The following is a 20,744-nucleotide window of genomic DNA, read 5'->3' on the forward strand; positions in this document are numbered from 1 at the left end:
CTGCCGAGGTACCGTCGGAACACTGTCCGACGGCGATCCGGAGCGCCATGTCTCGTGCCACGCTCGGCAAATCGATCGCGATCAGCGGCCTGGTGCTGGCCGGGTTGTTCGGTGCCTGCGCCCCTGCAACGGCGGATCCGACGCAGGACAGGTGGGTGAAAATCCCGAACACGGCGACCATCGCCGACGGAATTGCCTGCGGCGGCCGCATCGGCGGCGTCACCGTCGCCACCGACAAGCTCCCCGGGCTGGTCTACGTTCGACTGAACGCGACGTTCGTCGGTATATCGACGACGCGAGGAGAGCTGTGCTCGGTATTCGCAACGCTGCACTGGCGGAACCTGGGTACCGGTGCGGGATCGTGGTCCGCCCAGGTCAGTGGCGCGGTGTTCGACTTCCCGGCGGAGCCGTGGACACACCTGGAGACGGGCTCCGGCCGCGTCGAGGTCACCCTGACCACCGATCGTCCGCACCTCCCCAGCGTCACCGAAATCAACGTGTATTGAGTTGGCCGGCCGACCGGGTGGACCGCCGACGGCCGACGGCGATACCGTCGAGCGGGTGAGCCGAACCATCCGAGAAGCCCTGAACAAGGACACCCGCCTGTGCATGTCCCTCGCGGCGCGGCCGTCGAACATCGGCACCCGGTTCCACAACTACCTCTATGAGGAACTGGGCCTGGACTTCGTCTACAAGGCGTTCACCACCACGGACCTGCCCGCCGCCATCGCCGGCATCCGGGCCCTCGGTATCCGCGGCTGCGGCGTCTCGATGCCGTACAAGGAGGCGTGCATCGAGCACGTCGACGTGATGCACGATTCGGCCGCCGCCATCGCCTCGGTGAACACCATCGTCAATGAGGACGGCGTGCTGCACGCCTACAACACCGACTACGAGGCGGTCGCGACGCTGCTCGCCGAGCATCGGGTCCCCCGACGCTGTCCGCGGCCGTCGCTGGCAGCGGCGGGATGGCCAAGGCCGTGGTGGCGGCGCTGCGCGACAACGGGTTCGGCGAGGTGACGGTCATCGCCCGCAACGAGGTCACCGGGCGCGCGCTCGCCGACCAGTACGGCTTCGGCTGGCGCGCGGAGCTGGGCGAGCTGCGGCCGGGGCTGCTGGTGAACGCCACCCCGATCGGGATGTCGGGCGGGCAGGGGGCCGACGGCCTGCCCTTCGACGAGGACGCCGTCCGCGCGGCCGAGGCCGTGTTCGACGTGGTGGCGTTGCCGCCCGACACCCCGCTCGTGCGGGCCGCGTCGGCGCTGGGCAAGACCGTCATCACCGGCGCCGAGGTGATCGCGCTGCAGGCCGCGGCCCAGCTCGAGCTCTACACCGGGGTGCGTCCCAGCCCGGACCAGATCCGCCGAGCCTCCGAGTTCTCGCGGTCCTGATCGGGTGGGACGAAACCAGGGCCTGTCGCCAGACCCGTTTTGCGTCGAACCACGCGACCAGCGGCATGTGCGGATGGTATCGGCTAGAGGTGTACCGCCGTACGGACAAGGTCGGCGACGGCTTGGGATCTGCTGTGTGGCGGCCAGGCGATGACGGTCGTGACGGCCGGCGCGTCCGGCACGGGCACAATGGCGTGATCGTCGCGTAGCTGGGCTCGGAGCGATTCGGGCATGAGCGCGCAGGCCCGGCCGAGCGCGATCAGCTGGGTCAATTGGGTATGGTCGCGAACCTGTGGGCCGGGGCCGTCGGGATAACTCCCATCCCGTCGAGGCCACCGTGGCAGGGGCAGGTCCGTCAGGGCGTTGACCTCGGCCATCGACATGTGGGGTCGGTCGGCGAGGGGGTGCCCCGCGGGCAGGACCACGACCTGGTGTTCGGTGTGCAGGTCCTCGGTGTCGAATCCGGCCGTCGTGTCGTAGGGCCGCTGGAGCAGAGCAACGTCGGCACGCCCGTTGCGTAGCAGGCCTTCCGGTTCGCCGGGCCCGCAGAGCATCATCTCGACTGCGACAGCGGAGGGGTCGGCGGCGTAGGCGTCCAACAGCTTCGACAACAGTTCTCTGGACGCTCCCGCCTTGGTGGCCAGCACTACGCCGGCCCGGTCGGTGGCGGCGCGGCGGGTGCGGCGCTCGGCGGCTTCGACCGCTTCGAGGGCGAGCCGGGCCTCCTGCAGAAGCACCGACCCGGCCTTGGTCAAAGTGATTGCGCGAGCGGTGCGGTGCAGCAGGACGACTCCGAGCCGCCGTTCGAGCTGCTGGATGGCTCGCGATAGTGGGGGTTGCGCGATCGAGAGCCGTTGTGCCGCCCGTCCGAAGTGCAACTCCTCGGCGACGGCGACGAAGTATCGCATCTCCCGCGTCTCCACCTGGCCATGGTATCTGGCGATGACCACGACCAATACCCGTGCGGTATCGCCGCCCACCCGATCGGTCTTGGACGCTGCATCCGGAATCGCGGCAGGATCGGCGGCGTGAGTGAACAGACGATTGCGCTGGTGACCGGCGCGAACAAGGGAATCGGATACGAGATCGCCGCTGGCCTGGGCGCGCTCGGCTGGCGAATCGGTGTGGGCGCGCGTGATCGGCAACGCCGCGACACCGCGGTGGAGAAGCTGCGCGCGGCTGGGACCGATGCGTTCGGTGTGCCGCTCGATGTGGCCGACGATGCAAGTGTGGCCGCCGCGGCCGAATTGATCGCCGACCATGCCGGAGGGCTCGATGTTCTGGTCAACAATGCCGCGATCACCGGCGGCATGCCGCAGACACCGACCACGGTCGATCCCGCGACCGTGCGAATCGTCGTGGAAACCAACGTGATCGGGGTCATCCGGGTGACCAACGCGATGCTGCCGATGCTGCGCGCTTCGGCGTCACCGCGAATCGTCAACATGTCCAGCAGCGTCGGCTCGCTTGCCCTGCAAACCACACCCGACATCGACATGGGTCCGGTTCCCGCCGCCTACTTGGCCTCGAAGACCTTCCTCAACGCCCTCACTATCCAGTACGTCAAGGAACTGGGTGATTCCAACATTTTGATCAACTCCGGCTGTCCCGGTTTCACTGCCACCGACCTCAACGGTTTTCGCGGCGTCCGTACACCGCAACAGGGTGCGGCCGTCGCGATTCGCCTCGCGACCCTGCCCGACGACGGCCCGACCGGCGGATTCTTCGACGACGCGGGAACGGTGCCCTGGTGACGGCCGGTGACGGCGTCATCGACAGGATCAAGGATCTGGTCATCTCGTTCGCCCTAGGTGTATGAGGGCTGGCGTTGGTGACACCTTCCCGCAATCGAGACGCCGGTGGCCGACCGCCTGCGCTTGAGTGTGGTCGGTGATAGTTGTAGTGGACGTTCCAGACGGCGATTGCTGCTGAGCGCGCGTCCTCACTGGTGAATTCTCGCGCGTAGAGCAGTTCCTCGGCGAGGATCCGCTGGTAGCGCTCGACCTTCCCGTTGTGACGGGGTGTGTACGGCTTCGTCCTCTGATGCCGGGTGTGGTTGCCGATGATCCGGGCGAAGTCGCCGGAGCGGTAGCAGGCGCCGTTGTCGGTGACGATGCGGTGGATGTGGGTGATGCCGTGGGCGGCGAACCAGACCTTCGCCCGCAGCAGGAACGCCGCCGCGGTCGCGCCCTTCTCGTCGCTGAGGGGTTCGGTATAGGACAGCCGGGAGTACCCGTCGACGGCTGAGTGCAGGTAGGTGTAGCCGCGCTTGGCACCCGCTGACTTGGCGCGCCCGGCGGCCTTGGCTTGGTCACTGTCACGGCCATGGACACGCCATCCGCCGCCGTCGGGGATTCGGCCGACCTTCTTCACGTCAAGGTGCACCATGTGCCCAGGCCAGCGAGCCGTGATCTTCCCCGGCTTGCGGTTGTTGTCACCGTCAGGATCGATGAATCGGCGGCGACTGAGCCCGAGCCGGGTGAGGTGTCGAGTCACAGTGCGCCGGTTGATGTCGTGGCCCAGGTCGGCGAGCTCGTCGGTGATGCGCTGGGCTGACCACTTGTGCTCGCGCCGCCAGGTCTCGATCTGCTCGATGACCCATGCGGGCGTCGAGTTGGGGCTCCGGTGCGGCGTCGATGGTCGGTCCAGGAGCCCGGCCTCACCATGGTGTCGCCACCGGTTGACCCACTTCGAAGCGCAGGCGCGTGAGATGCCCATCTCAGCTGCGACGTGAGCGATCGGCCGAGTTCGGCATTGGTCGATGAGCCGACGACGGCCCTCGACGCTCAGCGGAGCATTCGCGTGAGTCACCCGACGACCTCGACACTGCGGTTCCGTGGTGCGATCAGCCCCAGCGATGGAAGCAACATGAGCAGGGCGACCCCGGTCAGGACGGAAGCCACCCATACGGGCCCCAGGTCACTGGAACCCGACAACGCCACGGCCCCGATTGCCGGGCCGGCGGCGGCTCCGATGTTGAGCGCGGCGGTGGCGTAGGAACCTCCCATGGTGGGTGCTTCGGATGCCGCGTAGAGCACCCTCGCGATCAGCGAGCTTCCCACCGCGAACGCCAGGACGCCCTGGACGATGACCAGGATCAGCAGCAACACGGGGTGTGTCGCGACGAGTGCGAGAGCCAGCCACCCCAAGAACAGGAGGGGAGAGCCCACGCCGAGAATCAGACGAGGGTGGCGGTCGGAGAGCCGCCCAGCAGTAGTGACTCCGACGAAGGATCCGATGCCAAACAGGACCAGGGCCAGTGGGACCCACACCTCATCCAGTCCAGCGGTCTCGGTCACGACGGGTGCGAGGAAGGTGAAAACGGCGAAGGTTCCGCCGTTGATCAGGGCTCCGAGCAGCATTGCCACGAGCAATCGGGGCGCTCGGAGCTGGGCGAGCTCGAAGGTCAGAGACGCCTCACCGTCCGCCCCTTCCCAGGATTGCTCTGTGCGAGTACGGATCCCGGTGAGGATGCCGGCTGCGGCGGGGACGCACAGCAGCGCGACCGCCCAGAACGTCGAACGCCACCCCATCGCGGTGCCGAGCAGCGCGCCCGCCGGGACGCCTGCAACGGCAGCGATCGTTGTACCGGACAGAAGGACCGCCAGGGCACGACCCTTCTGGTCCGGTGCCACAAGACCAGTCGCGGTGCTGAGCGCGACGGCCAAGAACCCGGCGTTGGCAACCGCAGCCACAACACGGGTGGCGAACAGCACGGAGAAGGAAGGGGTTGTCGCGGCGACGACGTGGCAGAGAGCGAAGACCACCACACACCCGAGGAGTGCGGTCCTTGCGGGCCACCGACGGGCAAAGGCAGCCATGACAGGCGCGCCGACGATCATCCCGACCGCGAAGGCGGAAGTGAGCAGTCCGGCGGTCCCGACCGACACATCGAGGCTGGTGGCGATGTCGGGCACGAGGCCGGCGAGCATGAATTCCGAGGTGCCCATGGCGAAGACCGCGAGGGCAAGCAGATAGAGAGCGAAAGGCATCGAGTTACTCCGAGGCGAGGGAACGGACAGAAGGCGTCTCGTCACCACGGCCAGCCCGATGGAATACCCGAACGGCCGCCCACGCATACAGCAGTGGACGGAAGGCTAGAACCTCAGTGGCTCAGGGGGCTGACGGCGTGACCGAAAGCCCCCACAGTGTCCGATTCGGGGCTCGACATGCGCCTCACTCTACTGGTGGTCACTTGGCACCGCACATCCGTTTGGCCGAACCACGCCATCGTCATCAACGTCCAGCCCCGCAACACCTAGGGCGTCGGGCCGGTCGCCACGGGACGATCCGGATCGTTGGACCACTGCGACCACGAGCCCGGGTACAGCGCCGCCTCGACCCCGGCGATGGCGAGCGCGGCGACCTCGTGCGCGGCCGTCACCCCCGAACCGCAGTAGACCGCGACCGGCGCCGAACCATCGGCACCCAGCCCGGCGAACCGTCGGCGCAGCGCCTCGGCGTCCGCGAATCGTCCGGCGCCGTAGAGGTTCTCGCTTGTGGGAGCGCTGCGTGCCCCCGGGATGTGGCCGGCGCGCGGGTCGACCGGCTCGACCTCGCCGCGGTATCGCTCGGCGGCGCGGGCATCGAGCAGCACCCCGTCCACCGCGAGCTCAGCGGCCTCGCCCGCCGTCACCGTCGGCAGGTGTCCGGCGGTGAGCTCCACGTTCCCGGTCCGCACCGGTTGGCCCGCACCGGTTTCCAGGTCGAGTCCTGCCGACGTCCACGCGGACAGCCCGCCGTCGAGCATCCGGACGTCGGGCACCCCGGCCCAGCGCAGCAGCCACCAGGCGCGCGCGGCGGCCGTGTTCCCGGTGGCGTCGTAGACGACGACAGCGTCGCCGGTGTCGATCCCCCACCGCCTGGCCGCGGACTGCAAGTCCTCGACCTCGGGTAGCGGGTGCCTGCCGTGTTCCGGCGCGGGCGGCGCGGCCAGCTCGGTTTCCAGGTCCACGAACGAGGCACCGGGAATGTGCCCGTCGTGGAAGTGTTCCCGGCCGTTCGGGTCGCCGAGCGCCCATCGGACGTCGAGCACTACCGGCGGCTGGGGCGCGCCCAGCCGGGCCGCGAGTTCCTCGGCAGTGACGAGCACCCCGAGCTCGCGCCGCAGCAGTGCGGCCATCGGCTCGCCGAAGGCGACGAAGGTGACCGTCCGCACCGAGGTGCCGGAGCTGCGGACCGCGGCAACCGCCTGGCGCACGGCGTCGGCGTGCGGCCATCCGTAGCTGCCCGCCGAGATCAGCGGGAAGGCCACCGTCCGCGCGCCGAGCTCGTCGGCCACCTGGAGGCTGCGCGTGTCGGCCGACAGCAGCACCGCCGACCGGTCCTCGTCGGTCGAGTACACCGGGCCCACCGCGTGAATCACCCAGCGCGCGGGCAGATCTCCCGCGGTGGTCGCGACGGCGTCGCCCGCGGGCAGCCCGTCCGGCAGCGTGCTCGCGCGCAGCCGTCGACACTCCTCGAGGATGCTCGGGCCGCCTGCCCGGTGGATGGCTCCGTCCACTCCCCCGCCGCCGAGCAGTCCGGAGTTCGCCGCGTTCACGATCGCGTCCGCCTGGACGGTGGTGATGTCCCCGCGAATCACCTCGATAGCCACCATGGCCACACCGTACCGCCGCCGAGTGTGCAGTTGTCGGGGCGAACCGCCAGGAAGCGCGACGGCAGCTGCACACTCGGCGTCAGCGCACGGTGATGGTGCGGCTGTGCCAGCCGGTGGAGCCGTCGGGGATCGGCGCGGCACGCTCCTCGGTCTGGACGTTGCCGTCGAGGTCAGTGGCGCGCACCTGCACGTTGTGCACCCCCGCGGGCGCATCCCACTGCCAGGACCACTGGCGCCAGGTGTCGACGGAGTACTGCGGCGCAAGGGTCGCGGGCTGCCACGGCCCCTCGTCCACCCGCACCTCCACCCTCTCGATGCCCCGGTGCTGCGCCCAGGCGGTGCCCGCGATCGTCACCCGTCCCTCGGGCACCGGCGCGAACGCCGCGGGCAGGTCGATCCGGGACGCCGTCTTGATCGGCGCCCTGTCCCCCACCCCCGTTTGGTCCAATACGCCTGCGCCCGATCGAATCTGGTGAGCTCCCAGTCGACGACCCACTTGGTGGCCGAGACGAAGCCGTACAGGCCCGGCACCACCTGGCGGACCGGGAACCCGTGCTCGAGCGGCAGCGGCTCGCCGTTCATCGCGATGGCCAGCAGCGCGTCGCGGCCGTCGCGCAACACCTCGACGGGCGTACCGACGGTGAAGCCGTCGACGCTCGTCGACAACAACATGTCCGCGTCACCCTGCACCCCGACCTCGTCGAGGAGATCCGCGATCGGGAATCCGACCCAGGTGGCATTGCCCGCCAGCTCACCGCCCACCTCGTTCGAGACGCAGGTCAGGGTGATCCGGCGCTCGATGGGTGTCCGCCGCAGCAGCTCGTCCCAGCTCAGCGTGACCTCGCGGTCCACCATGCCGTGGATGCGCAGGCGCCAGTCCTCGGTGGTCAGTCTGGGCACCTGCAGCGCGGTGTCGATGCGGTAGAACACCGGGTTCGGGGTGATGAACGAGGTCGCGCCGGGGATCTCGAGGTCGACCCCTGGCTGGATGGGCGCCGCCCGGTCCGCGACCACGGGAACCTTCACCCGACGCCTGCTCTCGAGCACCCCGCTCAGCTGCTGGTTCAGATGCCGTCCGGCGACCCCCGCAGCGGCGGCCACCGCGATGGCGACCGAGGCGATGACCAGGAACCGGCGCCTGCCCATCCCCCGTCGCTGCCGGGCGAGGGTTCGTCGAGTTGAGCGGTGAGCAGCCTCAGCACGGCGATGCCCAGGATCACCCCGACCGCCGTCGGCACGACATCGGCGCCGCTCGCGCCTGGCCGGTTGTAGGCGGCGTACATCCCGACCAGTCCGAGCCCGGCGAGGATCGCGCTGCCGTAGGGCCGCGACGGCCGTTCGACGATGCCCGCGATCGCGGCGATCACCGCGATGAGGACCGACATCCCGACGAACAGCGCCGGCTTGTCGCTGGTGCCGAAGGTCGTGATGGCGAACTCCCTGGCCCAGGCCGGGCTGCGGTCGACCGTGGTCGATCCGACCGCGAAGAAGGGCGACGATTCCGGGCCGGTCAGCGCCGACAGCAGTTCGCCGACGCCGAGCACCACGCCCGCGGCGATCACCCCCGACACCGCCCGCGCGATCAGCCGCAGCGCCGCGTTCCTGGCGGCGGGGCTCCCGTCCGTTGACGTCGAACTCGTATCCGGCATGCCCGCCTCCGCTCCCTTGCATGGTAGTTCGCAAGGTCTTCGGAGCCGATGGGTCGCGCGGATGGGTACGTCACCGGAATGGGCGCGCTCGGGCGCACCCGATCAGCGGGTGGGCTCGGTCGACTGGGTCGTCGCCTCCGGGGTCGTCGACTCCGCGGCCGGCTCGGCGGCGCTCAGCCGGTACACGTGTTCCGGGGAGATGATCTCGGTGATCGCCGTCGCCAGCTGGGTGCTCGGCTCGCCCCCCTCGTAGGCGATGTCGGTGTTGGTCATGATGACGAGCGTCGTCTTCTGCTCCGGCAGGTAGACCGTCACGGTCTGATATCCGGGCAGGCTGCCGTTGTGCCCGATCCAGCCTGCGGCATTGAACACGCCCAGCCCGTAGCCGACGTCGGGGGGATAGCCCGGCGCATTCACCGTCTCGAGCCGTTGTGCCTGCGTCTCCGGCTTGAGCAGGGTGCCGGTCGCGAGCACCGGACCCCAGATGTGCAGATCCTCGAGGGTCGAGATCATCGCGCCAGCCGCCCAGCCCCAGGACGGATCCCAGTCGGTGGCCGTGGCTTCCTTGCCGTCGGCGGTCTGCACGGTGTACCCCTGCGCGTGCGGGCTCGGGAACGCGTTGGTGGTGGGGAAGTTCGTCTTCTCCATGTGCAACGGCTGGAGGATCCGCTCGTTGATGTAGTCCGGCAGCGACAGTCCGCTTTCCTTCTCCACCACGAGTCCCAGCAGCACGTAGTTGGTGTTGCAGTACTGGAATCCCTGGCCCGGCGGGAACGTCGCCGGTTGGGCGAACGCATAGTCCAGCAGCTGCTGCGGGGTGAAGGGCGCCTTGGGGTCCGCGAAGAGCGCCTGCTGGAACTCCGGGCTCTCCGAGTAGTTGGCCAGCCCGCTCTGCATGCGGGCCAGCTCCCGGATGGTGATCTGATCGCCTGCGGGGACGCCGTCGATGTACTTCGAGATGGGGTCGTCGAGACCCACCTTGCCCTCGTCCACCAGCTGCAGGATGGCGCTGGCCGTGAACGTCTTGGTCAGGCTGCCGATCCGGGTGTAGAAGTCGGTCTCCATCGGCGCGTCGGTGGACTTGTCGGCGACGCCGAAGGCCTTGACGTACTTGCCGTCCGGCCCCCAGACGCCGACGATCGCGCCCGGCACGGACGTCTTGGTCATGGTCGCGTTGATCGCGTCGTCCAGGCGCTGGGCGACGGCGGAATCCATCTCCGCGCTCGGTTCGGCGCCTGCCGGTGTGGTGCTGGCCGCCTGGTCCGAGGTCGAATCGTCTGCGCATCCCGCCGCTATCAGCAGGGTGACGGCCGCCGCCGCCAACAACCCCCGCCGCCGATGTGTCCTGGTCACGACCTGTGCTGTCATCGCCGGGTCCCGTCGTCAGACGTGCAGTTGCCTGCAGAACCTACTCCGTACCGACCGGTCCCACCCCTCGTTTCACCGAAGCACCGCCCTGTCAGAACTGCTGCCAGGTCGGCTTGTGCCGCAGCGCGTACCGGTAATAATCGGCCAACGCGAGTCGGTCCGCGGCCGCCTCGTCCACGACCACGGTCGCGTGCCGGTGCAGTTGCAGCACCGACGCCGGGCAGAACGCGGTGAGCGGACCCTCCACCGCCGCGGCGATGGCGTCCGCCTTGCCCGCCCCGACCGCGACCAGCACCAGGTGCCGGGCCTCGCCGATGGTGCCGAGGCCCTGGGTCAGCACGTGGAGCGGGACATCGTCGACGCTGCCGAAGAAGCGGGCGTTGTCGAGGCGGGTCTGCTCGGTCAGCGTCTTGATGCGGGTACGTGACGTCAACGACGACCCGGGCTCGTTGAAGCCGATGTGTCCGTCGGTGCCGATCCCGAGCAGCTGTACGTCGATGCCGCCTGCCGCGGCGATGGCGGCGTCGTAGCGGGCGGCCTCCGCGGCCAGGTCCGGTGCCTGTCCGTCGAGGCCGTGCACCCGTTCGGGGTCGAGGTCCACCCGATCGACGAATTCGGACCTGATCACGGAAAAGTAGGACTGTTCATGGCTTTTCGGGAGGCCGACGTACTCGTCGAGCAGGAACACCCGGGCGGACGAGAAGTCCAACCCGTCGTCGTGGTGCCGCCGGATCAGCTCGCGGTAGCTGCCGAGCGGTGACGACCCGGTCGCAAGGCCAAGCGTCGTCGGGCCTCGGCGCACGGAGTGCTCGACGATGTCGGCGACGGTCGAGGCGACTTCGTCTGGCGTGGACCGGATCACGATCTCCATGTCACTTCCACCCTACCGACGACGGCCACCGCCGGCGGGTCGGCTCGATCACGGGGGTCAGGTGGAGCCAGGCCGCAGATAGACCTGCCTGCCCATCGCCCACGTCTGCTCGATCGCGCGGTCATCGCCCACCACCATCAGGCCGAACAGCAGGTCCGCCGCCTGCTCGAGTGTCGGCGGCGTACCGTCCTCGGCGATCAGGGACTGCCGCCAGCGCAGCGCAGGCGGCCCGGCATTGCAGTCGAGCACGACGAAATCGGCTTCCTTGCCGGGGGCGAAGTTGCCGACCAGATCGTCTATGTAAAGTCCTTCGGCGCCGCCAAGCGTGATCGACCAGAAGCCGCGATAGGCCGAGAGCTTGTTGCGCTCGGCCTCGGCAGGATCATCGAGCTTGCCGTTGTTCATCATTCCGACTTTGTAGGCCTCATCCAACACGTTGAGCATGGACAAGCGGTTGCCGCCGCCGATGTCACTGCCGAACGACAGCCTGACGCGGTGTGCCGGGTCGGTGGCGCGGCCGAGGCGGAACAGGCCGCTGCCGAGGAACAGATTCGAGCACGGGCAGAAGGTGACCGCCCCGCCGCTGGCCGCGAGGCGGCCGAACTCGTCGTCGGACAGCCACACGCCGTGGCCACCCGAGAACTTCGGCCCGACGAGCCCATACTTCTCGTAGACCGCGACGTAGTCGGCGCTGTCCGGATACAGCTCGCGCATGTCCTCGCATTCACCGGTCGTCTCCGCCAGGTGCGTGTTGACCCAGCAGTCCGGATGTTCGCGCTTCAGGCGCTCAGCGGCGGCCATCGTGTCGGGCGTGCAGACGTGCGCGTTACGCGGCGTGATTGCGTACAGACCGCGCCCTTGCCGGTGGTAGCGCTCGATCAACCGCTTGCTGTCGCGATAGAAGTTCTCGGCGCTGAGGGAATAGCCATCCGGCGCCAGGCGATCGATGCCGGTCAGGCCGGCGATCAGCCGCATGTTGCGCCGCGCGGCCTCGTCGAACAGCTCCTCTGTCGCGGCCGAGGCGGTGGTGGTGAAGGCCTGGCAGGTGGTCGTGCCCGAGGCCACCAGACTGTCGAAGAAGCGCCCCGCCGCCTCACGTGCGTAGGCGCGGTCGGAGAACTTGATCTCCTCCGGGAACACCCACTTCTCCAGCCAGGGCAGCAGATGCTCGCCGAACGCGCCGATGACCCGGGTCTGCGGAAAATGCACGTGGCCGTCGATGAAGCCGGGTAACACCAGCCGGTCGCTGATGGTCGTGACGGCCAGCCCCGCGTGCCGCGCGGCGACCTCGTCATGCGCGCCGAAGTCGATGATCCGGCCGTCCTCGACGACCAACAGCCCATCCGCGTGGAACCGCGCCGCGTCACTTTCCCGTCCGACATGCCGCCACGGATCGTCGATGAAGTCGAGGAACGAGGCCCGGATCCCGAACACGGTCACCGCGCAACCGTGTCATCGCGTGACACCCGAGTCAATGATCGGCCGTTGCTCGCTCCAACGGCAAGACAACAGTTGGAGGATGGATCCCATGGCACACGTCAAGCGTTTCGACCACATCGGCATCACCGTCGCGGACCTCGACTCGGCAACGGCGTTCTTCGTCGGACTGGGTCTCGAGGTGGAGGGCACCGGATCCGTGGAGGGCGAGTTCGTGGAGACCGTCTGCGGCATCCCAGGCGCGCACTGTGAGATCGCAATGCTGCGGCCGCCAGGCGGAGGGTCCCGGCTGGAGCTCGCGGCCTTCGTCACCCCCGACCACGTGCCCGGATCGCCGACGGCGATGGCCAACGAGCTCGGGCTGCGCAACGTGTCCTTCGAGGTCGGCGACCTCCAGGCGGCCGTCGACGCGGTGGCTGCGGACGGGTTCGGGCTCATCGGCGGCATCGGCGAGTACCAGAACAGCGTGCGGATGGCCTACGTGCGTGGGCCCGAAGGGATCATCGTGTCGCTGTTCGAGCAGATCGGCTGACGCAAGAAGGTCCGCCCCTAGCCGCGGCGGGGGCGCCACGACCGACCGCGACAGGGGCTGCGGCAAGATGGCGGTCGTGTCACGAACCCTCGAGCCCGATCCGACGGGAGCCGAACAGACGGAGCCCGCGGTCGCGCGCGAGCCGGGCCTCTCGCACCCGATCAGCGCGGGCGTGGTCACCGCCCTCGTCGGCTTCACCAGCTCCTTCGCCGTGGTCCTCACCGGCCTACGCGCCGTCGGTGCGAGTCCCACCGAGGCCGCATCCGGCCTGATGGCGCTGTGCGTCACCCAGGCGATCGGCATGCTTTGGCTCTCCCGCCACTACCGGATGCCGATCACCCTGGCCTGGTCCACCCCCGGCGCCGCGCTGCTGGCCGGAACCGGACTGGTGGTCGGCGGATGGCCCGCGGCGGTGGGCGCCTTCATCGTCGTCGGCCTCGCGGTCACGCTCACCGGCCTGTGGCCCCGGCTCGGCCGGCTGATCGCGTCGATTCCCACCGCGCTCGCCCAGGCCATGCTCGCCGGGGTGCTGCTCCCGCTCTGCCTCGCCCCGGTCACCGCCTTCCGCGACTCCCCCGCCGCGGTCGCCCCTGTCGTTCTCGTCTGGCTGGTCCTGCTGCGGTTCTCCCGGCGCTGGGCCGTGCCCGCGGCCTTCGCCGCGGCCGCCGCGGTGATCGCGATCAGCATCGCGTTCGGCGACGGCTCCCTGGACACCTCCGCGCTCGCACCGACCCTCGACCTCACCGCCCCGCACTGGACGTGGCAGGCGCTGGTCGGCATCGCGGTCCCGCTCTACATCGTGACGATGGCCTCGCAGAACATCCCAGGAACCGCGGTGATGTCGTCCTTCGGGTACCGGGTGCCGTGGAAGTCGGCGATGACCGTCACCGGCATCGGCACCGTGATCGGCGCACCCGCCGGCGGCCACGCGATCAACCTGGCCGCCATCAGCGCCGCCCTGGCCGCCGCCCCCTCCGCGCACCCGGACCCGAAGCGGCGCTGGGTGGCCGCCTTCACCGCGGGCTGCTCCTACCTGGTGCTCGCGCTGTGCTCGGCGGCGCTCGCGGCGCTGGTCGTCGCGGCGCCGCAGGGCGTGGTCGAGGCCGTCGCGGGCCTGGCACTGCTTGCGACGCTCGGCGGCTCGCTGGCGGCGGCGGTGGCCGACGAATCCGACAGGGAGGCGGCGGTGCTCACCTTCCTGATCGCCGCGTCGGGCGTCGGCATCCTCGGCATCGGGTCGGCCTTCTGGGCCCTCGTCGCCGGGCTGGTCTTCCGGCTGGTGGTGCGCGGCGTCAGGCCCCGGCCGCGAACTCCTTGAGGATCTGACCCAGCGACGCCGGGTCCTGCAGCATCGGCAGGTGGCCTGTGGCCATCTCGCGCCGCCACCGCGTTCCGAGCTCGTCGGCGTACCGGCCCTGCAGCGCCGCCGGGAACTCCTTGTCCGCCGTCGTCACGACATAGCCGGTGCGCGCGGGCAGGGTCCGCGGCGAGACGCGATCCCGGTAGAGGCGCTGCGATTCCGGCGCGAAGTCCGCCACGACGCGCGCGATGTCGTCCTCGCCGAGACCCGCGCACAGGCCCGAGCGGATCGCCTTCTCCGGCGGCCTGGTACCCGCGACCCGCATGATCAGCCCGACGATGTACCGCTGTGGCGCGGGCAGCGCACCCAGGAACGACCGGCCCGCTGACGGCACCGAGGCCGCGACAGCGAGCAGCCCGCCGACGCGCTCGGGGGCGAGGGCCGCGACCTCGCTCGCCACCACCCCACCGATCGAATGCGCCACCACGGTGAACTCACCGTCGGGCGCCTGCGCCAGCACCGCCTCCGCGTAGTCCCGCAGCGTCGCATCCGCGCGCTTCGGGTATGACGCGACGACCGAGTCGACGGGCAACGAGGCCCGCACCTCGTCCCAGGTCCAGGCCGGAAGTCCTGCGCCGCTGAGGAAAACGATCGGTGTCGACTTCGGTTCGGTGTTCATGCGCACTCCTTGAATGTGAGGGTGAACGCAACAGTAGACAGAGAGCCCGACAAGCAGGTGTCGGCTTCTATAACCTTGTCGCCATGGCCTTCTCGAAGTCCACCGACCCGCACTTGACGCTGCGGCGCATCGAACGCCAGCACGCGGTGATCGAGTGCCTGCGCGCCCGGTCGCCGGAGTTCACGACGGCCCGCGCGCTGGCCGACACCGTCCGCGTCACCCCACGAACCGTCGAGCGCGACATCGCCCGTATGCGCGAGGCCGGTATCCCGATCGAGGTCCGCAACGGGCCGGGCGGCGGGTACGCCATCGACGCCAGGCGGCACGTCGACCCGATCACGCTCACGCCCGGCGAGGCCGCGGCCCTCATCGTCTCGCTGGTCGCGCTCGGGCCCACCGCCACCGATGCCGCCGGTTCGGCGATGGCCAAGCTCGTCGATTCGCTGATCCATACGACGCCACCACCGAGGGGGCTGTCCCGACACGCCTGATCTAAGGTCGCCACCATGACCTCCGCCCAATCCGAACCCACCGCCGCCGACTACCCCGTGCTGTGGCCGGTACCCACCCGCTGGGCGGACAACGACCACTACGGCCACGTCAACAACGTCACCTACTACTCGTACTTCGACACCGCGGTGAACGGCTGGCTGATGTCGGCAGTCGGCGTCGACATCCGCGACCTGCCCGCGATCGGCGTTGTCGCCGAGACCTCCTGCAGGTATCACAGCGAACTGAGCTTCCCGGACCAGCTGCAGGTCGGCCTGTCGGTGGCCCGGCTCGGCGCGCGCAGCATCGTCTATGCGCTGGCGATCTTCCGGGTCGGCGAGCGCGGCGCGCTCGATCTCGCCGCGACGGGACGCTTCGTGCACGTCTACATCGACGCGCAGACCCGGCGCCCGGTGGCCATTCCCGAGGAGATCCGCAACGCGGTGAACCAGTTGACCCCGCCGTCCTGAGCCGGGAAACTCCCCCGCTCGGGGTCACGCGCCCGCCGACGGAACGATCAGCCGGTCGGCGCGACCGCTCGTTGCAGCTGTTCGGCGAAGTGGACGAAGGACCCGACCATGTCCACCTCGTCGTCGACCAGCCACTGGTTTTCCAGCCCCTCCACCGCGGCGACCAGCACCAGGGTGGTCATCCGCGGGTCGACGTCGCGGCGCACCGAGCCCGCCTCGATACTGCGGCGGAGTGACGATTCGACCAGCGATTGCAGGAACTTCTGTCTACCGGTGACCCACTCGCGGGCGGGATGCTCGGATCCCGTCGCCTCGGCGGCCGTCAGGTGCGCGAGCTGAACGAGCTCGCGATTCTGGACGTTGTGGCGCACTATCCGAATGAGGAAGGCGATCAGCTCGGCGAAGTCCATCTCGGACAGGGTCTCGGGATCCGTGCCCGTCGCGTGCAGATCCTGCACATCCCGCTCGGCGAGCACCGCCATGAGGAGCGCCGCCTTGTTGGGGAAATGGTGCAGCAGTCCGGGCTGGGAGATCCCGGCCTCGGCCGCGATCTTCGCCACGGAACTGCCCCGATAGCCGTGAACCGCGAAGTGCTCCAAGGCGATCTCGAGGATCCGCGCACGCGACAACTTGCCCGAGCGTTCCGCGGAGTCAGTGGTGGCCATGGCGGTGAAGCGTAGTCGCCCCGATATCGACGCCCCGGAAACGCCGAACGCCCCGCTCTCGGGAAGCGGGGCATTCGATCAGGTCCGAGTATTCACGTCGTGGTCGAGGGCGTCGTGGTCGAGGGCTTCGACGAGCCCGACGTGAGACCGCCCGTGAGGCCGCCGAGCACCGAGATCAGCTGGCTCAGAATGTTGTCCATGTTGTTCCCTTCAGTGTGATTTTTGCCACCGTGTTCCGGCTCACAAAGAAGTGTGCACGCCGATCCCAGATCCGTCTAGCGGATTGACGGTTTCTTTTACAAGATTCTTTTGGTCACGATTTGCATACGATTAGCTACCGGAGGCCGGCCTTGCGCGCGATGTCCATCGCCTGGGCCACGATGTCGTCGATCAACTTCGTCGACGGCGCTCCCACGGCGGCCGTGTTCCGCGGATCCTCCATCGTCCGCCGCAGCACCCCCTCGGCGATGATCGAGATCTTCCACAGGGCGAGCGCGTGCCAGAACCCGAGCGCGGCCGGATCCCTGCCGGTCTCCTGCATGTAGGCCTTCGTCAGCTCCTCCCTTGTCGGGAAGCCCTCCAGCGTCGACGCCGCGAAGGGACCGGGCACCTCGTCCTCCGCCTGCGCCCAATACGCCAGCAGCGCACCGACATCCGCGAGCGGATCACCGAGCGTGCACAGTTCCCAGTCCACGACGGCGACCACCCTGCCGTCGTCGCGCGCGGTGATCACGTTGCTCAGGTGGAAGTCGCCGTGCACCAGCGTCAGCTCGGTCTGCGCGGGGATGGACCGGGTGAGCAGCGCCGCCAGCTCCTCGACCGCCGGGATGTCGCGGGTCTTCGACTTCTCCCACTGCCCCGACCAGCGCCTGAGCTGACGCTCCGCGTACGGCGAGTGGCTCGCGAGATCGTCGAGGCCGGCCAGCTCGAGATCGACCGCGTGAATGCTGGCCAGCGCCTTCGGCATCGACAGCCCGGTGGCCCGTCGACGTTCGGGCGTCAGCTCCTTTGCCACCCCGATGCTGTCGATCACCACACCGTCGACGAAGTTCATCAGCATCAGCGGTGCGTCGGTGATCGCCGGATCCTCGGTCAGCGCCAGCACCTTCGGCACCGGCACCCCGGTCCCCTGCAGGGCGGACAGGATCCGGTACTCCCTGGCCACGTCGTGTGCGGACGCCAACAAGTGCCCCAGCGGCGGCCTACGCAACACCCACTGGCCACCACCCGAGTCGGACACCAGGTAGGTCAGGTTCGACTGGCCGTTGCCGATCCGCTTGAACTCGAGCGGCGCGACGGCACCGACCCCCATGTCGGCGATCCAGTTCGACACCGCCTCTTCGTCGAGTCCTACGGCGTTGCTCATCGGGTTCCCTTTCCTGTCACGGACTGTGATGCGGTGTATGTCATTTCGCGGCTGCCACGGCCTCTTGGGCTGCGAGTCGATATGGCTGCAGCTCCTGACGTGCGATGGTCCGTTTGTGCACCTCGTCGGGGCCGTCGGCGAGCCGCAGCGCGCGCAGGTGCGCGTACATCATCGCCAGCGGGAAGTCGTCGGACACCCCGCCGCCGCCGTGCACCTGGATCGCGCGGTCGACGATCTTGAGCGCCATCTGCGGGGCGGCCACCTTGATGGCGGCGATCTCGGTGCGCGCCTCCTTGTTGCCGACCGTGTCCATCAGCCAGGCTGCCTTGAGGGTCAGCAACCGGGCCATCTCGATCTCGATGCGCGCCTCGGCGATCCAGTCCTGGATGTTGGCGCGCGCGCTCAGCGGACGACCGAAGGTGACCCGGGTCGACGCCCGCAGACACATCAGCTCCAGCGCCCGCTCCGCCATCCCGACCGCGCGCATGCAGTGGTGGATGCGCCCCGGGCCGAGCCTGGCCTGGCTGATCATGAAACCCGCACCGGCACCGGCCAACACGTCCGCATCGGGGACGCGGACGTTCTCGAACAGCACCTCGGCGTGCCCCTCGCGGTCCTGGTAGCCGAACACCGGCAGCCCTCGCACCACCGTGATCCCGGGGGCGTCGATCGGTACAACCATCATCGACTGCTGGCTGTAGACAGGCCCGTCGGGATCGGTCTTGCCCATCACGATCAGCACCCGGCAGTTGGCGTGCAACGCATTCGAGGTCCACCACTTGCGCCCGTTGAGCACCCAGTCGTCGCCGTCGCGGACCATGGTCATCTGGATATTGGTCGCGTCCGAACTGGCGACGTCGGGCTCGGTCATGGCGAACGCGGAGCGGATGGTGCCCTCCAGCAGCGGGCGCAGCCAGCGCTGTTTGTGCTCCTCGGTGCCGAACAGCGTGAGCACCTCCATGTTCCCGGTGTCCGGCGCCGAGCAGTTGCACGCCTCCGACGCCAGGTGGCTCCGTCCCATGATCTCCGCCAGCGGGGCGTACTCCGAGTTGGTCAGCGCCGGCCCGTACCCAGGATGCGGGTGAAAGAGGTTCCACAACCCCCGTGACCGCGCCTCGACCTTGAGTTCCTCGATGATCGGCGGCTGGAAGTGCGGGTCCGCCGACTCGCGCATCTGCTGCTCATACACCGCTTCGGCCGGGTAGATCCGCTCGTCCATGAAGGCCAGGAGCTTGTCGCGGTACTCCTGACAGCGTTCGGTGGGTGCGAAATCCATCTGCTTCCCTCTCCCTGGATCAGCGTGCCCGTGACGGCCGCGACCGCGGCGGAATTACCCAAGCAGCGATGCTAGTTCGCGGATGCCGTTACCACCTGCGGACGCGGATATCGCCGCCGAGCCGCAACAAATCGGGGCCGAATTGGTTTCGCCAGACCACCAAACGTGACCAGGGGCGAGCGCCGAGGGGCGACAAACACGCCCGAAGTGCGCGAGAATCAATCATGGCTCGTCCGCTTCCCGCGATGACCACCGACACGCTGCCGCACCCACCGCACCGGCTCCCGGTGCTGGGCGACGTGCTCTCAGCCGATGCCGCCCGTCCCGCCCAGCGGCTGGCCGAACTCGCCGGGTTCCTCGGCCCGATCTACGAGACCAAGATCTGGGGCCGGCACCTCACGGTCGTCTCGGGGCCCGCGGCGTACGCGGAACTCGGTGACGAGAAGCGGTTCGGCAAGCACGTCGGCTTCGCCTTCGCGGCCTCCCGCGAGTTCCTCGGCGACGCGCTGCCCACCGCGTACAGCGACGAACCCAACTGGGCGCGAGCGCACAACATCCTGATGCCCGCCTTCACGCTCTCCGCGATGCGCAACTATCACGACATCATGCTCGAGACCGTCGGCGAGTTCCTCGCCCACTGGGACACCCTGGCCGACGGGGACACGACCGTCGACGTGCACACCGACACGAGCAAGCTGACGCTCGAGACGATCGGCCGCATCGGCTTCGGCTATCACTTCGATTCGTTCACGCGCAGCGAGCCCGACCCCTTCGCCGTCGCGGTGGCGCGCATGTTCGCCTACATCGGGCGCGCCGGGTTCCGCATCCCGGTGCACTGGCTGGAGAACGCGGTCCACGGCAAGGACATCAGGCAGAACGCCCGCGATGTCGACTACATCAGGCACGTGGTCGACGACATCATCCGCGAGCGCCGCCGTCACCCGGACGGTCAGCCCGACGATCTGCTGGCGCTGATGCTCGGCACCGCGGACCCCGAGAGCGGGCAGCGTCTCGAGGACGAGAACATCCGCAACCAGGTGATCAGCTTCCTCAGCGCCGGCCACGAGACCACTTCCGGCACACTCTCGTTCGCGCTGCATCTGCTCGCGACCCACCCCGAGATCGCGGATCGGGCCCGTGCCGAGGTCTCCTCGCTGTGGCAGGCGGGCACGGAGCCGGACCCGGTGTTCGCCGACATCCACAAGCTCAAGTACGTGCGCAGGGTCGTCGACGAGACGCTGCGCCTGTGGCCGATCGCCCCCGGCTACTTCCGGGAACCGAAACAGGACACCACCCTCGGCGGTCACGTCGTCCGGAAGGGCCAGGCCCTGCTCGCGCTGACCCTGCGGGTGCAGCGGGACCCGGTGTGGGGCCCGAACCCGCTGGCGTTCGATCCGGACCGGTTCCTCCCGGAGCGCGCCCGCACCCGCCCGACCGGCATCTACAAGCCCTTCGGCACGGGCATGCGCTCGTGCATCGGACGCCAGCTGGCCCTGCACGAGTCCACGCTGGCGCTGGCGCTGATCCTGCACCGCTACGAGCTCGATCCCGTGCCGGGCTATCGGTTGGAGGTGGCGGAGGAGTTCACGCTCAAGCCCGTCGGCCTGCGGCTGGGTCTGAGGCGACGCTGACGAACCGCGGCGTTGGGCGTG

At 69.0% G+C, this 20,744-nt stretch carries 17 protein-coding genes and 4 pseudogenes; 8 read left to right on the forward strand and 13 right to left on the reverse strand.

Annotated features, from left to right (window positions below; translation table 11 throughout):
- Positions 1 to 47: 47 nt before the first annotated feature.
- Together BTZ20_RS17875 and BTZ20_RS17880 are read left to right on the forward strand one after the other, a co-directional pair.
- Positions 48 to 506, forward strand: coding sequence for a hypothetical protein (locus BTZ20_RS17875; protein ID WP_077042282.1), 459 nt, complete (start codon positions 48 to 50; stop codon positions 504 to 506).
- A gap of 103 nt (positions 507 to 609) precedes the next feature.
- Positions 610 to 1,391, forward strand: a pseudogene (locus BTZ20_RS17880) (shikimate 5-dehydrogenase).
- Positions 1,392 to 1,474: 83 nt separating this feature from the next.
- Here the strand turns inward: BTZ20_RS17880 and BTZ20_RS17885 are convergent.
- The gene (locus BTZ20_RS17885; protein WP_077043803.1) at positions 1,475 to 2,314 is read right to left on the reverse strand and encodes a LysR family transcriptional regulator; all 840 of its coding nucleotides are present in this window, start codon (positions 2,312 to 2,314) and stop codon (positions 1,475 to 1,477) included.
- 129 nt (positions 2,315 to 2,443) lie between these two features.
- Between BTZ20_RS17885 and BTZ20_RS17890 the strand changes: the two genes are divergently transcribed.
- Complete coding sequence (locus BTZ20_RS17890) at positions 2,444 to 3,145, forward strand: SDR family NAD(P)-dependent oxidoreductase (protein ID WP_223263389.1); 702 nt, start codon at positions 2,444 to 2,446, stop codon at positions 3,143 to 3,145.
- A 73-nt stretch (positions 3,146 to 3,218) separates the two neighbouring features.
- On the opposite strand, the pseudogene BTZ20_RS17895 reads toward BTZ20_RS17890, so the two are convergent.
- From BTZ20_RS17895 to guaD, 8 genes and pseudogenes are all read right to left on the reverse strand, one after another.
- Positions 3,219 to 4,202, reverse strand: a pseudogene (locus tag BTZ20_RS17895) (IS481 family transposase); the annotation flags it as partial.
- Entirely contained in the window at positions 4,199 to 5,383 is a 1,185-nt protein-coding gene (locus tag BTZ20_RS17900) for a Cmx/CmrA family chloramphenicol efflux MFS transporter (protein WP_077042284.1), read from the reverse strand. The pseudogene BTZ20_RS17895 and the gene BTZ20_RS17900, both read right to left, overlap by 4 nt.
- A gap of 266 nt (positions 5,384 to 5,649) precedes the next feature.
- Positions 5,650 to 6,513, reverse strand: a complete 864-nt coding sequence (locus BTZ20_RS29190; RefSeq protein WP_262982611.1) for a sulfurtransferase — start codon at positions 6,511 to 6,513, stop codon at positions 5,650 to 5,652.
- Positions 6,499 to 6,990, reverse strand: a pseudogene (locus tag BTZ20_RS29195) (O-acetyl-ADP-ribose deacetylase); the annotation flags it as partial. The pseudogene BTZ20_RS29195 and the gene BTZ20_RS29190, both read right to left, overlap by 15 nt.
- Before the next feature lie 79 nt (positions 6,991 to 7,069).
- A pseudogene (locus BTZ20_RS17910) lies at positions 7,070 to 8,639 on the reverse strand (molybdopterin-dependent oxidoreductase).
- A gap of 102 nt (positions 8,640 to 8,741) precedes the next feature.
- The gene (locus BTZ20_RS17915) at positions 8,742 to 10,007 is read right to left on the reverse strand and encodes a serine hydrolase domain-containing protein (protein WP_077042286.1); all 1,266 of its coding nucleotides are present in this window, start codon (positions 10,005 to 10,007) and stop codon (positions 8,742 to 8,744) included.
- 91 nt (positions 10,008 to 10,098) lie between these two features.
- Positions 10,099 to 10,878 carry a glucosamine-6-phosphate deaminase gene (nagB, locus tag BTZ20_RS17920; protein WP_077042287.1) on the reverse strand — a complete coding sequence of 260 codons (780 nt, stop codon included), beginning with the start codon at positions 10,876 to 10,878 and terminating at the stop codon, positions 10,099 to 10,101.
- Between the two features lie 57 nt (positions 10,879 to 10,935).
- The gene (gene guaD, locus BTZ20_RS17925) at positions 10,936 to 12,318 is read right to left on the reverse strand and encodes a guanine deaminase (RefSeq protein ID WP_077042288.1); all 1,383 of its coding nucleotides are present in this window, start codon (positions 12,316 to 12,318) and stop codon (positions 10,936 to 10,938) included.
- An 88-nt stretch (positions 12,319 to 12,406) separates the two neighbouring features.
- On the opposite strand from guaD, the gene BTZ20_RS17930 reads away from it, so the two are divergent.
- Together BTZ20_RS17930 and BTZ20_RS17935 are read left to right on the forward strand one after the other, a co-directional pair.
- Positions 12,407 to 12,847 (forward strand): VOC family protein, encoded by a 441-nt coding sequence (locus tag BTZ20_RS17930; protein ID WP_077042289.1) that lies wholly within the window; start codon positions 12,407 to 12,409, stop codon positions 12,845 to 12,847.
- Positions 12,848 to 12,914: 67 nt separating this feature from the next.
- On the forward strand, positions 12,915 to 14,165 hold the full coding sequence (locus tag BTZ20_RS17935) for a benzoate/H(+) symporter BenE family transporter (protein ID WP_083742739.1): 1,251 nt from the start codon (positions 12,915 to 12,917) through the stop codon (positions 14,163 to 14,165).
- On the opposite strand, the gene BTZ20_RS17940 is transcribed toward BTZ20_RS17935, so the two are convergent.
- The gene (locus BTZ20_RS17940) at positions 14,140 to 14,826 is read right to left on the reverse strand and encodes an alpha/beta fold hydrolase (RefSeq protein WP_077042290.1); all 687 of its coding nucleotides are present in this window, start codon (positions 14,824 to 14,826) and stop codon (positions 14,140 to 14,142) included. The two genes, BTZ20_RS17935 and BTZ20_RS17940, sit on opposite strands and share 26 nt — an antisense overlap.
- A gap of 83 nt (positions 14,827 to 14,909) precedes the next feature.
- Between BTZ20_RS17940 and BTZ20_RS17945 the strand changes: the two genes are divergently transcribed.
- Both BTZ20_RS17945 and BTZ20_RS17950 read left to right on the forward strand, forming a co-directional pair.
- Positions 14,910 to 15,317 carry a helix-turn-helix transcriptional regulator gene (locus BTZ20_RS17945; protein ID WP_077042291.1) on the forward strand — a complete coding sequence of 136 codons (408 nt, stop codon included), beginning with the start codon at positions 14,910 to 14,912 and terminating at the stop codon, positions 15,315 to 15,317.
- 15 nt (positions 15,318 to 15,332) lie between these two features.
- The gene (locus BTZ20_RS17950) at positions 15,333 to 15,785 is read left to right on the forward strand and encodes an acyl-CoA thioesterase (protein WP_077042292.1); all 453 of its coding nucleotides are present in this window, start codon (positions 15,333 to 15,335) and stop codon (positions 15,783 to 15,785) included.
- Positions 15,786 to 15,832: 47 nt separating this feature from the next.
- On the opposite strand, the gene BTZ20_RS17955 is transcribed toward BTZ20_RS17950, so the two are convergent.
- From BTZ20_RS17955 to BTZ20_RS17965, 3 genes are all read right to left on the reverse strand, one after another.
- The gene (locus BTZ20_RS17955; protein ID WP_077042293.1) at positions 15,833 to 16,450 is read right to left on the reverse strand and encodes a TetR/AcrR family transcriptional regulator; all 618 of its coding nucleotides are present in this window, start codon (positions 16,448 to 16,450) and stop codon (positions 15,833 to 15,835) included.
- A gap of 334 nt (positions 16,451 to 16,784) precedes the next feature.
- Positions 16,785 to 17,816, reverse strand: coding sequence for a phosphotransferase family protein (locus BTZ20_RS17960; RefSeq protein ID WP_077042294.1), 1,032 nt, complete (start codon positions 17,814 to 17,816; stop codon positions 16,785 to 16,787).
- 40 nt (positions 17,817 to 17,856) lie between these two features.
- On the reverse strand, positions 17,857 to 19,092 hold the full coding sequence (locus BTZ20_RS17965) for an acyl-CoA dehydrogenase family protein (RefSeq protein ID WP_077042295.1): 1,236 nt from the start codon (positions 19,090 to 19,092) through the stop codon (positions 17,857 to 17,859).
- Between the two features lie 245 nt (positions 19,093 to 19,337).
- On the opposite strand from BTZ20_RS17965, the gene BTZ20_RS17970 reads away from it, so the two are divergent.
- Complete coding sequence (locus BTZ20_RS17970; RefSeq protein WP_083742740.1) at positions 19,338 to 20,723, forward strand: cytochrome P450; 1,386 nt, start codon at positions 19,338 to 19,340, stop codon at positions 20,721 to 20,723.
- The last annotated feature ends 21 nt before the right edge of the window (positions 20,724 to 20,744 follow it).

It is taken from the genome of Rhodococcus sp. MTM3W5.2 (assembly GCF_001984015.1).
GTDB classification, from domain to species: domain Bacteria; phylum Actinomycetota; class Actinomycetes; order Mycobacteriales; family Mycobacteriaceae; genus Rhodococcus_G; species Rhodococcus_G oryzae.

What these genes read in the sequence shown, in the direction of transcription:
- BTZ20_RS17875 (WP_077042282.1), top strand. Translation starts at nt 48, where the DNA reads ATGTCTCGTGCCACGCTCGGCAAATCGATCGCGATCAGCGGCCTGGTG.
- BTZ20_RS17900 (WP_077042284.1), bottom strand. Translation starts at nt 5,383, where the DNA reads ATGCCTTTCGCTCTCTATCTGCTTGCCCTCGCGGTCTTCGCCATGGGC.
- BTZ20_RS29190 (WP_262982611.1), bottom strand. Translation starts at nt 6,513, where the DNA reads ATGGCCGCACTGCTGCGGCGCGAGCTCGGGGTGCTCGTCACTGCCGAG.
- BTZ20_RS17915 (WP_077042286.1), bottom strand. Translation starts at nt 10,007, where the DNA reads ATGACAGCACAGGTCGTGACCAGGACACATCGGCGGCGGGGGTTGTTG.
- nagB (WP_077042287.1), bottom strand. Translation starts at nt 10,878, where the DNA reads ATGGAGATCGTGATCCGGTCCACGCCAGACGAAGTCGCCTCGACCGTC.
- BTZ20_RS17930 (WP_077042289.1), top strand. Translation starts at nt 12,407, where the DNA reads ATGGCACACGTCAAGCGTTTCGACCACATCGGCATCACCGTCGCGGAC.
- BTZ20_RS17935 (WP_083742739.1), top strand. Translation starts at nt 12,915, where the DNA reads ATGGCGGTCGTGTCACGAACCCTCGAGCCCGATCCGACGGGAGCCGAA.
- BTZ20_RS17940 (WP_077042290.1), bottom strand. Translation starts at nt 14,826, where the DNA reads ATGAACACCGAACCGAAGTCGACACCGATCGTTTTCCTCAGCGGCGCA.
- BTZ20_RS17945 (WP_077042291.1), top strand. Translation starts at nt 14,910, where the DNA reads ATGGCCTTCTCGAAGTCCACCGACCCGCACTTGACGCTGCGGCGCATC.
- BTZ20_RS17950 (WP_077042292.1), top strand. Translation starts at nt 15,333, where the DNA reads ATGACCTCCGCCCAATCCGAACCCACCGCCGCCGACTACCCCGTGCTG.
- BTZ20_RS17955 (WP_077042293.1), bottom strand. Translation starts at nt 16,450, where the DNA reads ATGGCCACCACTGACTCCGCGGAACGCTCGGGCAAGTTGTCGCGTGCG.
- BTZ20_RS17960 (WP_077042294.1), bottom strand. Translation starts at nt 17,816, where the DNA reads ATGAGCAACGCCGTAGGACTCGACGAAGAGGCGGTGTCGAACTGGATC.
- BTZ20_RS17965 (WP_077042295.1), bottom strand. Translation starts at nt 19,092, where the DNA reads ATGGATTTCGCACCCACCGAACGCTGTCAGGAGTACCGCGACAAGCTC.
- BTZ20_RS17970 (WP_083742740.1), top strand. Translation starts at nt 19,338, where the DNA reads ATGACCACCGACACGCTGCCGCACCCACCGCACCGGCTCCCGGTGCTG.